Genomic DNA, 14835 nt, shown 5'->3' with positions numbered 1-14835 from the left:
GAGGCGCGAGCTATGACTGGGGGAGCCGGTGACCGGATCACCGAGTCGGCGGTGCGCGGCCTGGTGCGGGGCTGGTTCGCCGCACTCGACCGGCACGACGACGTCGAGGTGCTGCTGGACCTGCTGACCGAGGCGGGCCTGGTGATGCACCTGCCGCAGCGCACGGTGCGCGACCACGAGGACTTCCGGGCGTGGTACCGGGAGACCACCAGCACCTACTTCGACGAGGTGCACGACGTGCTCGACGTGAAGGTGGCGACGACCTCGCCGCTGCACGCCGAGGTGGCGCTGCGGGTGAACTGGCAGTCCCGGATGTGGGCGCCGCCCTCGCCGAACAGCGCGTGGGTCGGCGTCACCTCGAAGGAGACGTGGTCGGTCGTCCTGCGAGACGGCCGCCCGAAGATCCGCACCTACACCGTCGGGGGTCTGACCCCCATGCCGGGATCCGCCGCCCCGCGCGCGACCGAGTTCGCTCCCGAGAGCGCCGCGGCGTAGCAGGCGTCGATCCCCGGCCACCGCGCGCGTCGCGGGGACGCGCGCGGTGGCCCCAGCCCAGCCCGGCGGGTCGGCGAACCCGCCGGGCTGGGCCGCCCTCAAGCCAACAACCGAGCGAAGGCAAGGACAATGACCCAGACCACGGAAGTCCCCGGCGTCACCGGCAGGCTCCAGGGCAGGCGCATCGGCATCCTCATGGAGAGCGACTACGTCGAGGAGGAGATCGCCTACTACCGGATGCGGTTCGCCGAGGAGGGCGCCCAGGTCGAGCTGCTGACCCGGCTGTGGGGCAGCGACTCGCTCACCTTCACCGGGCACGAGCAGCGCGCGCCCATCGAGGTGAGCGGCGACCTGGAGAAGCTGGACTACGACGAGCTGTCCAGGCTCTCGGCGCTGATCGTGCCCTCGGGCATGGTCGCGGACCGGCTCCGCTACACCGACAACGTCAGCCGCCCCGCGCCCGCGGTCGAGGTGATGCGCCGGGCGTTCCGGCTGCCGAACCTGATCAAGGCGTTCTCCTGCCACGGCCTGCTGCTGCTGTCGTCCGTGCCCGAGCTGGTCCGCGACCGGCCGGTCACCTGCCACAACAACCTCGTCGGCGACGTGCGCAACATGGGCGCGGTCTACACCGGCCGCGACGTCGTGGTCGACGGCGACCTGGTCACCTCGCGCACCGTCGAGCAGTGCCACCTGCTGGCCCGCACCGTGATCGAGATGCTGGTGGCGAGGGGCAACGGTGGGCGCTGAGATTGCCTACTCGTTCTCGGACACCACCGCCGGCCGCGTCCGCTCGTTCAGCGGCGACCGCCTCGTGCTCACCACGCCCGACGGGCGCGAGGTGGTGCTGGGCCTGACGGACGCGACGTCGGCGCAGGTGGTCCGCAACCTCGGCGAGCCGTACCGGGACGTCACCGGTCGGCTCGCCGAGCTGCTGAAGCCCGGTGCGCGCGTGTTCGCGCACGGTCCGGTCTACCCGGACCCGGGCGGGCCGCGCTACCAGGCGACCCAGCTGTTCCTGGTGGGCGACGAGGCCGAGGGTCACGTGTTCGAGCGGCCCGGCTGGTGGGTCGACCAGCTGCGCGAGCTGGCCCGGTTCTACCGGCGCGCCCAGTTCGGCGCGGGCGAGGTCGACTACGCCGACTACCGCACCGAGATCCGGCTGGGCGGCGACAAGGGCGCCCGGCACGTCCAGGAGACCGACACGATCTCCCGGCTGGTCTACGGCATGGCGTCGGCGTACATGTTGACCGGCGACGAGGACTTCCTCACCGTCGCCGACCGCGGTTCGGCGTACCTGCGCGAGCACATGCGGTTCGTCGACACCGACCTGGGCGTCACGTACTGGTACCACGGCATCGACGTGGACGGCGGTCGCGAGCGCAAGCTGTTCACCTCCGAGTTCGACGACGACTGCCGCGCCATCCCCGCCTACGAGCAGATCTACGCGCTGGCCGGCCTGGTGCAGAACTACCGCGTCACCGGCGACCCGGCCACCAAGGCCGACATCGACGGCACGATGCGGTTGTTCGAGCGGTTCTTCGCCGACCCGGCGCGCGGCGGCTACTGGTCGCACGTCGACCCGGTGGACCTCAGCCCGCACGCCGCGTCGCTGGGCCGCAACCGGGCCCGCAAGAACTGGAACTCGGTCGGCGACCACGCCCCCGCGTACCTGTTCAACCTGTACCTGGCGACCGGCGACCGGCGGCACCTGGACATGTTGGAGCACACCTTCGACATGGTCGTGGCGCACTTCCCCGACCGCGGCACGCCGTTCGTGCAGGAGCGCTTCCACGGCGACTGGACGCCGGACCGCGAGTGGGGCTGGCAGCAGGACCGCGCGGTGGTCGGGCACAACCTCAAGATCGCCTGGAACCTGACCCGGATGAACGCCGCGCGCGCCAAGTACGACTACGCGCGCCTGGCCGACACGCTCGCGCGCACCATGCCGGACGTGGGCCGCGACGGGCAGCGGGGCGGCTGGTACGACCTGGTGCAGCGGCAGCCGCCGCACGACTTCGTGTGGCACGACCGCAAGGCGTGGTGGCAGCAGGAGCAGGCGATCCTGGCCTACCTGGTGCTCGCCGGCCACCGGCGCTCGGCGGAGTTCCTGGAGCACGGCCGGGACGCGGCCGCGTTCTACAACGCGTTCTTCCTCGACCACGACGAGGGCGGCGTGTACTTCAACGTGCTCAACAACGGCATCCCCTACCTGGTGGGCACCGAGCGGCTCAAGGGCAGCCACTCCATGTCGATGTACCACGCGGCGGAGCTGTGCTACCTGGCCACCGTCTACACCGGGCTGCTGGTCCGCGGCGAGCCGCTGGACCTGTGGTTCAAGCCCCGCCCGGACGCGGACTTCCCCGACCGGCTGCTGCGGGTGGCGCCCGACGTGCTGCCGGCCGACCGGGTGCGGCTGGAGGGCGTGCTGGTGGACGGCGAGCCGTACCGGGACTTCGACCCGGTGGCGATGGCGGTGCGGCTGCCCGACAGCGCCTCGGCGGTGACCGTGCAGGCGCGGCTGGCGCCGGTGGAGGGGTCATGACCGCGGTGAGCGGGGCGACGACGGCGGAGCGGTGGGTCGACGGGTTCCGGGTGGCGCCCGCGCCCCCGCTGCCGCTGGGGTCGACCGCCACGCCGGACGGCATCGCGTTCGCGGTGTCGTCCGGCACGGCGCGGCGGCTGTCGCTGGTGCTGCTGGACCCCGAGCACGGCGACGAGGTCGCCGAGCTGCCCTTCCCCGAGGACTACCGGGTCGGCGACGTGTGGGCGATGACCGTGGTCGGCCTCGACCCGGACCTGGTGCACTACGCCTACCGCGTGGACGGCCGGGACGACCTGCTGCTCGACCCGCGCGCCCGGCGGCTGCCCGGCGGCGAGGCGTGGGGCCGGCGGCCCCGGTACCGGTCGGCGGTGGCGCGGCCGGACGGCTTCGACTGGGGCGACGACCGGGCGCCGGGCCTCCCGGTCGAGGACCTGGTGGTCTACGAGCTGAACGTGCGCGGCTACACCCGGCACGAGTCGTCGGGGGTGGCCGCGCCCGGCACGTTCGCGGGCCTGCGGGAGAAGGTGCCGCACCTGCGCGAGCTGGGCGTGAACTGCGTCGAGCTGATGCCGGTGTTCGAGTTCGACGAGACCGACGTGCCCGGCGCGCCCGAGCGGCTCAACACCTGGGGCTACCACCCGGTGGGGTTCTTCGCGCCCAAGGCGTCCTACGGCTCGCCGCGCGAGTTCAAGGAGCTGGTGCGCGACCTGCACGCGGCGGGCATCGAGGTGGTCCTCGACGTGGTGTTCAACCACACCGGCGAGGGCGACCACCGGGGGCCGACGCAGTCGTTCCGGGGCCTGGACAACGCGGTGTACTACCTGCTGACCCCGGACGGCGACTACTACAACTTCAGCGGCACCGGGAACACGCTCAACTGCAACCACCCCGTGGTGCGCGAGCTGATCGTGGACAGCCTGCGGCACTGGGCGCTGGAGTACCGGGTGGACGGCTTCCGGTTCGACCTGGCCTCCATCCTGTCCCGGGGCCGCGACGGCGGGCCGCTGCCGAACCCGCCGCTGCTGGAGGCGCTGGCGCTCGACCCGGTGCTGGCCGACCGCAAGCTGATCGCCGAGGCGTGGGACGCGGGCGGGCTGTACCAGGTCGGGTCGTTCCCCGCCTACGGCCGGTGGATGGAGTGGAACGGGCGCTACCGCGACGCTCTGCGCCGGTTCCTGGTCGCGCGGCCGGGCAGCGCGGGCGAGCTGGCGGGCGGGCTGATCGGCTCGCCCGACCTGTACGCCGGTCGCGGCCCCGGCGCGTCGGTGAACTTCGTGACCTGCCACGACGGGTTCACGCTCGCCGACCTGGTGTCGTACGACCACAAGCACAACGAGGCCAACGGCGAGGACAACCGGGACGGCCACGACGCCAACGAGAGCTGGAACTGCGGCGTCGAGGGCCCCACGGACGACCCGGACGTGCTGGCGCTGCGGCAGCGGCAGGCGCGCAACGCGCTGACTCTGCTGATGGTCAGCAACGGCGTGCCGATGCTGCTCGCCGGTGACGAGTTCGGCCGCACCCAGCGGGGCAACAACAACGCCTACTGCCAGGACAACGACATCACCTGGGTGGACTGGGAGCTGGCCGGGCGCAACCGGGACATGGTCGCGTTCGTGCGCTCGCTGACCGCGCTGCGCGCGCGCCACCCCGTGCTGCGGCGGGCCGAGCACCCCGGCGGCGAGCCGGTGCCGGGGTGGCGGTACCCGGCGGTGAGCTGGCACGGCGCGCGGCCGTTCGAGCCCGACTGGTCGGCGGACTCGCGGCTGGTGGCCGTGCTGCTGCACGAGGAGGGCGTGGACTCGGTGTTCGTGGTGGCGAACACCGACCTGGCGGCGGCCGAGGTGGTGCTGCCGGCGGCGCCCGCGGGCACGGCGTGGCACGTGGCCGTGGACACCGCCACCGGCAGGTCCGGCGAGGGCGGCGGGCGGGAGGCGCTCGTGGTGGCCGGCAAGTCCGTCGTCGTGGTGGAGGCGCTGCCCAACGGTGGGCAGGGGAGTGAGGAGGACAGCGGTGAGCTTCGAGGCGTACCTGGGGTTCAACGGCCGCACCGGGACCGTCTACCTGACCGGTGAGCTGGACGCGGACACCGCGCCGGTGTTCCGGTCGCTGGTGGAGCAGGCCGCGCAGCGGCCGCTGGACCGGCTGGTGCTGGACCTGACGGGGTTGGCGACGATGTCCTCGGCGGGCGTGCGGTCCCTGGCGTTCGCCCAGCAGCAGCTGCCGCCGTCGGTGGCGATCATCGTCGTGGGCGCGAGCCCCGGGGTGGTGGAGGTGATTCGACTGGCCGGGTTCGACCAGGCGGTCACCATCGGCCACCGGGCGGCCTGATCGAATTGGTCTGAAGGCTGCTTGGGAAATCGTTCACAAAGGCGCGGGCGCGCCGGCGAACCACCACCCGGGTATATCGGTTGAACGTCAACTGTTTACCAACACGTGGTTATGTCGGCGCGCCCCGCCGGTCGAAAGCCCAGCTCACTCGGAACGGTCGTCGATCCGGTTCCACGCCGCGGGGCGTGCGGGGCGGGTTTCGTTCATCGATCAACTATATAACGCTGCGTGCAACCGGCCGTGACTGGTTTCCACCCGGATGTACGAAGTCGTCCTAGACCGACTGGCCCTGTGAGCCCGCTACGGAGGGTGATCGCCAGGGTCCGGCAGGGCGACCGCCGGAACTGCCTTCTTCCTGTTGACGCGGATGTCGATAGCGAACGCGCACCTCTCTCACAATGCGCCCCTATACGGAGGGTGATCATGGTCGGGCGCTGGATAAGTATTCCACGATAGCGCTTGCGTTTCGGACCTCACGAGATCGTCCCGGCTTGACCGGGGGCGACTTGCCGGACGCGTTGCCCATATGGAGTATCGATTGAGTACGACATGTGACAGTTTCGGGGGTCTACGGTGGTCGAGGACAGTCTTCGCACTGCTCTTTCGCTTGCCAAGAATGATGAGGTGACACACTTCGCGCAAGACAAGTTCAGCTCCCTACCGCGCTCTGACCAGCGCAGATGGGCTGAGGTGTACCTCAGGGGGCTGCTGCTTGGGCATGGCCGGAAGTCTGTCCGCAGAATAGCCGAGGAGGTTCTTGAATTACCGGTTTCGCAATCGCTCCAGCAATTCATAAATCAAAGCCCGTGGGACTGGCGGGAAGTCCGTTCCAGAATTGCGGAGGAAGTTGAGGGGCTGCTCTCGCCGAGAGCGTGGGTGATCGCCGACACGACGATTCCGAAAAGGGGGGAGCACTCGGTCGGCGTGGAACGCAGGTTCGTGCCGAGCGAGGGTCGTGCGATCAATTGTCAGCTCGGCACCGGGCTCTTCCTGGCCGGGGAGGCGGCGAGCATCCCGGTGAACTGGCGGATCCAGCTGACCAGGCGGTGGATCGAGGACGAACGCCGTCGCAACCGGGCGTACATCCCGGACTCGGTCGAGGCGCTGCCGGAGTGGCGGTACGCGCTGGACCTCGTCGAGGAGGTGGGGGAGTGGGGCATCCCCCGCGCGCCCGTGGTCGGTGACCTGCGGCACACCGCGGGCGCGCACCGGCTGATGGCGAAGCTCGCCGAACTGGGGGCCGACTTCGTCTTCGAGGTGCCGGACAACTTCGAGCTGGTGCCGGGGCCGCACCTCGCCGCCGTCCACAGCGGTTTCGGGCCGCAGCGGGGACCGAACCTGGTCCGGGCGCGGGACTGCCTGCGGGGCGCGGACATCAAGCACCGGCAGGTCGTCACCTGGGCGCCGGGCGTGGACGGCAAGCACCGGGCCACGCAGGCGGTGTCGGTGCCGGTGCGGCTGCCGGTCGACCCGGGTCGGCGCGGTGGGCCCGCGCTCCAGCTGGTCGGCACCTCGCGGCAGGGTGGCCGCGTCAAGCTGTGGCTGACCAACCGCACCGACCTCCGCGCGGCGGAGGTCATCTCACTGGGGGCACTCGTCGATCGCACCGCGTGCGACCTGCTGGACCTGCGGGCGCACTACGGGCTGCTGGACTTCGAAGGCCGGTCGTACCGGGGTTGGCACCACCACATGACGCTCGTCTCCGCGGCGTACACGTTCGCCAAGCGCAGCGCGGTGCTGGGCCAACGGGAACGGCAGCTCTCCTGATCGGGGCGCATGCCTCAACGGCGAGGCATGCGCGCCGCGCGGGAGGACCGGGCGGGACCGAGCCCTGCGGGGGCTCGGGGACACCGGGGATCAGGACTTGCGGACCAGCAGGTGGGCCTGGTGGAACCGCTCGCCGTCGAGGGGTTCGCGCCGCAGCCGGGCGACCTCGGCGAACCCGGCCCGGCGCAGCAGGTCCGCGAGGGCGTCGAGCGACCACCGGTAGGCGGGCGCGACCCTGTGGTCGAACTCGCGGGGCTCCGGGTCGTCGCCGGCGTAGAAGCCGAGCAGCAGGTGGCCGCCGGGCGCCAGCACGCGCCGGAACTCGGCGAACACGGCCGGCACGCGCGGCGGTGGGGTGTGGATGGCGGAGTAGGACGCGAGGACGCCGCCGAGGACGCCGTCGGCCAGGTCCAGGTCGGTCATCGACCCCTCGTCGAACCGCAGGTGCGGGTGCGCCCGGCGGGCCAGGGCGACCATCGCGGGGGACAGGTCGACGCCGAAGGCGGGCGACCCCAGCGCGTGCAGGTGCGCCGTCAGGTGGCCGGGGCCGCACCCGACGTCGGCGACCGGTCCGGCGCCGTGGGCCCGCACGAGTTCGGCGAACGCGGCCAGCAGCCCGCGTTCCAGCGGCCTGGTGTCGAGCGCGTCGCCGAACAGCTCGGCGTAGAGGGTCGCGACGGCGTCGTAGGCGGCCCCGACGCCGGTGTCGGTGTCCGTTGCGGTGTCGACGCCGTTGTCGGCGTCGTGCGGGGCGGGCGGCTCGGTCACGGCGGAGAACCTAGTCCGCTCAGGCGCGCGTCTCCCGCGTCTTCCACAGCACCAGCACGAAGTACGGCGTGCCCAGCAGCGCGATCACCAGCCCCGCCGGCACCTGCGCCGGCGCGATCACCGTGCGCCCGATGGTGTCGGCGAGGCTCACCAGCACCGCGCCGACGGCCATCGCCACCGGGATCACCCGCTGGTGCCGCCCGCCGACCAGGGAGCGCGCCAGGTGCGGCGCGACCAGGCCGACGAACGCCACCACGCCGATCGCCGACACGGCCGTCGCCGCCAGCACGCCCGCCCCCGCCAGCACGACCAGCCGCGACCGCTCCACCCGCATCCCCAGCACGCGAGGGGTGTCCTCGTCCAGGCTGTGCAGGTCCAGCTCGCGGTGCCGCGCCCACAGCAGCGGCGTCAGCAGCGCCAGCGCCAGCGCGGTCGGCACGACCTGCTCCGGCGTCCGCCCGTAGGTGGAGCCGGACAGCCAGGTGAGGGCCTTCGCCGTGTTCCACGGGTCCGACGTCACGATCAGCAGCGTGATCAGCGCCATCCCGCCCGACCACGACGCGATGCCGATGACCACCAACCGGTCGGAGTCCAGCCCCGACCGCCACGCCAGCCCGTAGACCAGGGCGAACGCCAGCACCGCCCCGACACCGGCGGCGCCGGCGACCGCCCACGCGCCGGCCGCCGGCACGACCGTGATCAACGTGATCGCGCCCAGCCCGGCGCCCGCGGTGATGCCCAGCAGGCCCGGTTCGGCCAGCGGGTTGCGGCTCACCGCCTGGATGCCGCAGCCGGACACGGCCAGCGCCGCGCCCGCGGCCAGCGCCGCCAGCACCCGCGGCAGCCGCTGGTCCAGCACGAACGTCAGCGCGGTCCCGGTCCGCCCGGACACCCAGTTCGCCAGGTCGCCCAGCAGCACGACCCGGTCGCCGAGCATCAGGCCCGCCACCGGCGCGGCCACCACCAGCACCGCGAGCACCGCGCCGGTGGTCACCAGCCGCCGCCGCGTCCCGGCCGGCCCGACCCGCCCGGCGGGCGCCTGCCGCGGCGTGCCGCTCGACCGGCTCCGCCGCGCCAGCCACACCAGCACGACCGCGCCGAGGACCGTGGTCATCACGCCGGTCGGCACCCGCACCGCGGCGGCCGAGCCCATGACGGCCCGCAGCAGCACGTCCGCGCCGAGCACGATCAGCACGCCGACCAGGCCGGACACGGGCAGCAGCAGCCGGTGCCTGCCCAGGCCGGGCACGTGCGGCGCGAGCAGCCGCGTGATCACCGGCGCGCTCAGCCCGACGAAGCCGACGGGCCCGGCCACGTTCACCGCCGCGGCGGTCAGCGCCACGGTCAGCAGCACCGCGCCGACCCGCGTCCGCCGCACCTTCAGGCCCAGCACGGTCGCGTTGTCGTCGCCCAGGGCGAGGACGTCGAGCGACCGGCCCATGAGCACCAGCGCCACCACCGCGACCAGCACGACCGGCGCCACCTGCCCGGTGGTGCGCAGGTCGCTGACCGACAGCGAGCCGCTGCCCCAGGCGAACAGCCCGGTCGTCTCCTGCTCGAAGACGAGCAGGAACAGCATCGTCAGCGACTGGAGCGCCAACGCCACCGCCGAACCCACCAGCACCAGCCGCGGGCTCGTCGACCCGCCGCCGGACAGCCCCAGCACGACCACCGCCGCGGTGAGCCCGCCCGCGAACGCCGTCGCGCCGGCGAGCAGCACGGGCAGGCTCAGCCCGAACGCCGCGACGGCCACCACGGCCAGGTGCGCGCCCGCGTTCACGGCGAGCGTGTCCGGTGACGCCAGCGGGTTTCGGGCCACCGACTGCATTCCCGCGCCCGCGACGCCGAGGGCGACGCCGAGCAGCAGGGCGGTCAGCAGGCGGGGGACGCGCGAACCCTCCAGCACCGCGAGGGTCTGCGCGTCGCCGTCGCCCACGAGGGCGGCCAGCACGTCGAGCACGCCGGTGTCGGCGGTGCCCTGGGTGAGGTGGACGGCGGAGAGCGCGGCGATGGCCGCCACGATCGCCGCCGTCACGGCGGTGGCGCGGAACATCAGGCGGTGACGGCCTTCACGAACTGCTCGGCGACGCGCATGACGGACTTGGGCCCGCCGAAGGTCCACGTGCCGGGCTCCAGCTTCACGACCTCGCCCGAGGTCACGAACGGCAGCCGCTGCCACACCGGGTTCTGCGCCAGGCCGGTGGTGAACACGTCGTCCTCGGAGGCGCTGTAGAACAGCACGGTCTTCGGGTCGGTGATCGCGGTCATGCCCTCGACGTCGGTCGAGCCCAGGCCCCACTGCGCGTCGACCTCGCCGGTCCAGGCGTTGACCAGGCCGAGCGCCTCGGCGGTGTCGGAGACCAGCGAGCCCTTGCCGAACGGGCGGATGGTGACGGTGCTGCCCTCCATCCAGCCGTCGGCCATGACGAACGGCGTGCCGCCCGCGCCCGCGTCGGCGACGGCCTCCTTGCCGTCGGCCAGCGCCTGGTCCATCTCGTCGAGCAGGGTGTCGGCCTCGGTGGCCTTGCCGATGGCCTGGCCGATGGTGCCCAGGTCCTCGCGCAGGCGGTCGAAGTTGCGGCTCGCGTCGCTGGCCTTGGTGACGACCACCGGGACGTACTCCTCCAGGCGCTCCGCGAGCGTGGTGTCGCGGCCCTGGGCCATGATCACCACGTCGGGGTCGAGCGCGACGATCGAGTCGACGCTCGGCTCGGCGCGGGTGCCGACGTCCTTGACGGCGTCGTCCAGCGGGGTGGCCTTGTCCCAGGCCCGGTAGCCGGCGACGTCGGCGACGCCGACGGGCATGAGGCCCAGCGAGGCGACCATCTCGGCCTCGGCCCACTCCAGCGCCACGACCTTCCGGGCGGGCGCGTCGAGCTTGACCTCCTTGCCGCGCGCGTCGGTCACGGTGACCGGGCCGTCGCCGCTCTCCGAGGTGGTGGTGGTCGTCGACGGCGTCTCCGTGGTGCCGCAGGCGGACAGCAGCACGGCCGCCGCGACGAGGGCAGGGGTCGACCAGCGCATGGCTAGCACCTCTCGCTTGTTCGGGTTCGGGGTTCTCGGGTCAGCTGACGGGTCGGGGCGCGTGCCTGCCGAGCGGGCGGCAGTGGATCGCGCCGGTCACCGGGTCGTCGGCCACGTGCACGGTGACGCCGTAGGCGCGGGAGAGGTGGTCGCCGGTCAGCACGTCGCGCACCGCGCCGGCGGCGACGACCCGGCCCTCGGACAGCAGCACCACCTCGTCGGCGACGGTCGCGGCGTGGTCGAGGTCGTGCAGCACGACGCCGACCGCCACGTCGTGGTCGTCGGCCAGGTCGCGGACCACGTCCAGGACCTCGACCTGGTAGCGCAGGTCCAGGTGGTTGGTCGGCTCGTCGAGCAGCAGCACGGAGGTCTGCTGGGCCAGGCAGGACGCGAGCCACACGCGCTGGAGCTCGCCGCCGGACAGCTCGTCGACGCCCCGCTCGGCCATCGGCGCGACGCCCGTCAGCTCCATGGCGCGGGTGATGGCGGCGTTGCCCTCCAGGTCGACGCCGCGCCACCCCGTGCGGTACGGGTAGCGGCCGTAGGAGACGACGTCGCGCACCGAGACGCCCGAGGGGGTGGGCCGCTGCTGGGTGAGCAGGGTGACGTTGCGGGCGAACTCCTTGCCGGACAGGGCGGCGTGGCCCCAGACGGCGCGGTCGCGCACCGTGACCTGCCCGCCGCGCGGCTTGTGCAGGCGGGCCAGGGAGCGCAGCACGGTCGACTTGCCCGAGCCGTTCGGGCCGACCAGGGCGGTCACCGCGCCGGCGCGCAGGCGCAGCGAGACGCCTTCCACGACGGTGCGGTCGTGGTGCGCCAGGACCAGGTCCTCACCGGCGAGCAGCGCGTCTCCCTTGGGCATGAAGGGGAGCCTAACCTAAGCCTCGTCTTACCCCGGGTGAGCGTGACTTGCTGCACTTTTCGGGCGTTTTCGTAACGCCGCGTGCACATCAACCCTGTTCGATCGACCTACGACCGGTCACCGGTCGCCCGTCGAAGTGCCGCCGCGTGTCCGCCGCCAGCGCGGAGCACACCGCCGCCGTCCGCTCCACCAGGTGCCGCCGCCCCGCGGGCTCCCAGGCGAACGTCCACGTGAACCGGCACCCGCCGGCCACCGGCTCCAGCAGGTGGTCCTCGGCGAACCGCCGGAACAGCGGCAGGTTCGCCGAGTCCGCCCGGAACGACTGCCGCCGCCCCTCCTCCCAGCGGAAGGCGCGCTCGTGCAGCCGCAGCACGCCCAGCACGGCCGCCCGGCGCACCGCGCCCACCCCGAACGGGCGGGGCGAGGCGTACTCCACCGTCAGCAACCGGCACCACCACAGGGGGTTGGACGCCGTCAACCCCCGCCATACACGTTCGGGTGAGACCGGCAGGTCGAGCACGTGGCTGCGGCGCTGCGGCGCCGTGGTGAAGAACTCCTCGTCAACCGGTTCCAGGCGCGGCATACCCCCAGTGTGCGTCCTACCGCGCCGGAGCACCGCGCAACGCGGAGTGCGGACACCATGAGCAGCACCGCGTTGGGCCCGCCGGGGGACAGGAGCGCTCGAACGTGTGGATCAACCCCCGGAGGGCTTGGCCGGGGCGCCCCCGCACTGGTTGCGTACCGGGGTACGCCACACCGACACGAGAGGCGCGCGCCGATGCAGCCGTTCCAGTTGCCGGAGTTCTACATGCCCCACCCGGCGCGGCTGAACCCCAACCTCGAACGCGCGCGCGCCCACACCAAGGCGTGGGCGCACGAGATGGACATGATCGACGTCCCCCAGCACGGCACCGTGATCTGGACCGAGCACGACCTCGACTCCCACGACTACGCCCTGCTCTGCGCCTACACCCACCCCGACGCGACGCCGGACGACCTGGACCTGGTCACCGACTGGTACGTCTGGGTCTTCTACTTCGACGACCACTTCGTCGAGCTGTACAAGCGCAACCCCGACCTGGCCGGCGCGAAGGCGTACCTGGACCGGCTGCCGCTGTTCATGCCGGTCGAGGGGCCGATCACCGAGGAGCCGACCAACCCGGTCGAGAAGGGCCTCAAGGACCTCTGGGAGCGCACCGTCCCGGCCCACTCGGCCGACTGGAGGCACCGGTTCGCCGAGAACACGGAGCACCTGCTCGACGAGTCGATGTGGGAGCTGCTCAACATCTCCGAGGGCCGCCTGTCCAACCCGGTCGAGTACGTCGAGATGCGCCGCAAGGTGGGCGGCGCGCCGTGGTCGGCGAACCTGGTCGAGCACGTCACCGGCATGGAGGTGCCCGCCCGCATCGCGCTGTCCCGGCCGATGGGCGTGCTGCGCGACACCTTCGCCGACGCCGTCCACCTGCGCAACGACCTGTTCTCCTACGAGCGCGAGGTGCTCGACGAGGGCGAGCTGAGCAACGGCGTGCTGGTGCTGGAGAAGTTCCTCGACGTGCCCACGCAGGAGGCGGCCGAGGCGGTCAACGACCTGCTCACCTCCCGCCTGCACCAGTTCGAGCACACCGCGCTCACCGAGGTGCCGCCGCTGCTCGACGAGCACGGCGTCGACCCGGCCGGGCGGCTCGCGGTGCTGGCCTACGTCAAGGGCCTCCAGGACTGGCAGTCCGGCGGCCACGAGTGGCACGCCCGCTCCAGCCGCTACATGAACGAGGGCGCGGTCACCACACCGCTGCTCGGCGGGCCGACCGGCCTGGGCACCAGCGGCATCCGCTCGATCCTGGCCACCGCGCCGCAGCGGCTGCGCGCCTTCGGCCACGTGCCGTTCGAGCAGGTGCCGCCGCACTCCTGGCCGGACATGCGCATGCCCTACCCGGTGACGATCAACCCGCACTGGCGGGACTCGCTGGAGCACAACGTCCGGTGGTGCGGCGACATGGGCTTCTACGACGACGTGCCGCGGATCTGGACCGCGGAGAAGCTCCGCGGCTACGACTTCGCGCTGTGCTCGGCGGGCATCGACCCGGACGCCACCCGTGAGCAGCTCGACCTGTCCTCGGACTGGCTGGCCTGGGGCACCTACGGCGACGACTACTACCCGCACGTGTTCGGCCGCACCCCCGACCTGTCCGCCGCCAAGGTCCTCAACGACCGCCTCAAGCAGCTCATGCCGCTGGAGGGCGAGGCGCCGATCCCCCCGGTCAGCCCGCTGGAGCGCGGCCTGGCCGACCTGTGGCGCCGCACCGCGGGCCCGATGCCGCCGCACCACCGCGCGGACTTCAAGCGGGCCGTGTCGGTGATGATCGACGCGTGGCTGTGGGAGCTGCACAACCAGCACCTGAACCGGATCCCCGACCCGGTCGACTACGTGGAGATGCGCCGCGCCACGTTCGGCTCGGACCTGACCAAGAGCCTGGCCAAGTTCGGCCACGGCAACACCGTGCCGCCGGAGGTCTACCGGACGCGGACCGTGCAGAGCATGGAGAACACCGCCGCCGACTACGGGTGGATGGTCAACGACCTGGTCTCCTACCGCAAGGAGATCCAGTACGAGGGCGAGGTGCACAACCTCGTGCTGGTGGTGCGCAACTTCCTCGACGTCGACTTCGAGCGCGCCTACCAGGTGGTGCTCGACCTCCAGACCGCGCGGATGGAGCAGTTCGAGCACATCGTGGACGTCGAGCTGCCCACCCTGTTCGAGGAGTTCGACCTGGACCGGCCGGCGCGCGACACGCTGCTCAAGTACGCGGCCGAGTTGCAGGACTGGATGGCGGCCATCGTCGAGTGGCACCTCAAGACCTACCGCTACGGCCCGGACGCCCTGGAAGAGCACAACCGGCCCCAGGCGCCCGTCGTGCTGCGATCCCTGCTGGGCCCGACCGGGCTCGGCACGGCGTCCACCCGCCTGGTGGTGAACAAAACATGACCAGAGGTTGAATGGGAGTGGAAGAAAAGATGTACACCTATTCGTAGTGATCGGCGGAACTTT

Annotated in this window: 12 protein-coding genes; 7 read left to right on the top strand and 5 right to left on the bottom strand. The window is 72.2% G+C overall.

The features are described 5' to 3' along the window. Positions 1–12 precede the first annotated feature (12 nt). The 6 genes from ABD223_RS15505 (at position 13) to ABD223_RS15480 (ending at position 7135) form a co-directional block, all read left to right on the top strand. Positions 13–495: a Cif family virulence factor gene (locus ABD223_RS15505; protein WP_344036895.1), complete on the top strand. Its 483-nt coding sequence runs from the start codon at positions 13–15 to the stop codon at positions 493–495. Positions 496–624: 129 nt separating this feature from the next. Beyond that, positions 625–1242, top strand: coding sequence for a DJ-1/PfpI family protein (locus ABD223_RS15500; protein WP_344036893.1), 618 nt, complete (start codon positions 625–627; stop codon positions 1240–1242). Next, positions 1232–3037 (top strand): AGE family epimerase/isomerase, encoded by a 1806-nt coding sequence (locus ABD223_RS15495; RefSeq protein WP_344036892.1) that lies wholly within the window; start codon positions 1232–1234, stop codon positions 3035–3037. The genes ABD223_RS15500 and ABD223_RS15495 overlap by 11 nt, the downstream gene beginning before the upstream one ends. After that, entirely contained in the window at positions 3034–5112 is a 2079-nt protein-coding gene (locus tag ABD223_RS15490; protein ID WP_344036891.1) for a glycogen debranching protein, read from the top strand. The genes ABD223_RS15495 and ABD223_RS15490 overlap by 4 nt, the downstream gene beginning before the upstream one ends. Continuing rightward, on the top strand, positions 5051–5368 hold the full coding sequence (locus tag ABD223_RS15485; protein WP_344036890.1) for an STAS domain-containing protein: 318 nt from the start codon (positions 5051–5053) through the stop codon (positions 5366–5368). The genes ABD223_RS15490 and ABD223_RS15485 overlap by 62 nt, the downstream gene beginning before the upstream one ends. Positions 5369–5941: 573 nt before the next feature. Continuing rightward, on the top strand, positions 5942–7135 hold the full coding sequence (locus tag ABD223_RS15480; protein WP_344036889.1) for an IS701 family transposase: 1194 nt from the start codon (positions 5942–5944) through the stop codon (positions 7133–7135). A 90-nt stretch (positions 7136–7225) separates the two neighbouring features. Here ABD223_RS15480 and ABD223_RS15475 read toward each other — a convergent pair whose 3' ends face one another. The 5 genes from ABD223_RS15475 to ABD223_RS15455 all read right to left on the bottom strand — a co-directional run bounded on the left by ABD223_RS15475 (position 7226) and on the right by ABD223_RS15455 (position 12372). Continuing rightward, the gene (locus ABD223_RS15475; RefSeq protein WP_380646054.1) at positions 7226–7903 is read right to left on the bottom strand and encodes a class I SAM-dependent DNA methyltransferase; all 678 of its coding nucleotides are present in this window, start codon (positions 7901–7903) and stop codon (positions 7226–7228) included. A 19-nt stretch (positions 7904–7922) separates the two neighbouring features. Beyond that, complete coding sequence (locus ABD223_RS15470; RefSeq protein ID WP_344036888.1) at positions 7923–9956, bottom strand: iron ABC transporter permease; 2034 nt, start codon at positions 9954–9956, stop codon at positions 7923–7925. Beyond that, the gene (locus tag ABD223_RS15465; RefSeq protein WP_344036887.1) at positions 9956–10927 is read right to left on the bottom strand and encodes an ABC transporter substrate-binding protein; all 972 of its coding nucleotides are present in this window, start codon (positions 10925–10927) and stop codon (positions 9956–9958) included. Before ABD223_RS15465 ends, ABD223_RS15470 begins: the two co-directional genes overlap by 1 nt. A 40-nt stretch (positions 10928–10967) precedes the next feature. Further along, the gene (locus ABD223_RS15460) at positions 10968–11789 is read right to left on the bottom strand and encodes an ABC transporter ATP-binding protein (protein WP_344036886.1); all 822 of its coding nucleotides are present in this window, start codon (positions 11787–11789) and stop codon (positions 10968–10970) included. An 88-nt stretch (positions 11790–11877) separates the two neighbouring features. After that, positions 11878–12372: an SRPBCC family protein gene (locus tag ABD223_RS15455; RefSeq protein WP_344036885.1), complete on the bottom strand. Its 495-nt coding sequence runs from the start codon at positions 12370–12372 to the stop codon at positions 11878–11880. A gap of 195 nt (positions 12373–12567) precedes the next feature. Here ABD223_RS15455 and ABD223_RS15450 point away from each other — a divergent pair, with 195 nt between their 5' ends. Continuing rightward, positions 12568–14772 carry a terpene synthase family protein gene (locus tag ABD223_RS15450; protein ID WP_344036884.1) on the top strand — a complete coding sequence of 735 codons (2205 nt, stop codon included), beginning with the start codon at positions 12568–12570 and terminating at the stop codon, positions 14770–14772. Positions 14773–14835 lie beyond the last annotated feature (63 nt).

Origin of the sequence: Saccharothrix xinjiangensis, assembly GCF_039527585.1 — a bacterium.
Lineage (GTDB): Bacteria > Actinomycetota > Actinomycetes > Mycobacteriales > Pseudonocardiaceae > Actinosynnema > Actinosynnema xinjiangensis.
Note: the sequence above shows the minus strand (reverse complement) of the source record. Positions and strands in the feature narration are given on the sequence as shown.

Bases quoted from the DNA above. Each gene is read 5' to 3' on its own strand.
- ABD223_RS15455 (WP_344036885.1), bottom strand. From the start codon at position 12,372: ATGCCGCGCCTGGAACCGGTTGACGAGGAGTTCTTCACCACGGCGCCG.
- ABD223_RS15465 (WP_344036887.1), bottom strand. From the start codon at position 10,927: ATGCGCTGGTCGACCCCTGCCCTCGTCGCGGCGGCCGTGCTGCTGTCC.
- ABD223_RS15450 (WP_344036884.1), top strand. From the start codon at position 12,568: ATGCAGCCGTTCCAGTTGCCGGAGTTCTACATGCCCCACCCGGCGCGG.
- ABD223_RS15505 (WP_344036895.1), top strand. From the start codon at position 13: ATGACTGGGGGAGCCGGTGACCGGATCACCGAGTCGGCGGTGCGCGGC.
- ABD223_RS15460 (WP_344036886.1), bottom strand. From the start codon at position 11,789: ATGCCCAAGGGAGACGCGCTGCTCGCCGGTGAGGACCTGGTCCTGGCG.
- ABD223_RS15490 (WP_344036891.1), top strand. From the start codon at position 3,034: ATGACCGCGGTGAGCGGGGCGACGACGGCGGAGCGGTGGGTCGACGGG.
- ABD223_RS15470 (WP_344036888.1), bottom strand. From the start codon at position 9,956: ATGTTCCGCGCCACCGCCGTGACGGCGGCGATCGTGGCGGCCATCGCC.
- ABD223_RS15500 (WP_344036893.1), top strand. From the start codon at position 625: ATGACCCAGACCACGGAAGTCCCCGGCGTCACCGGCAGGCTCCAGGGC.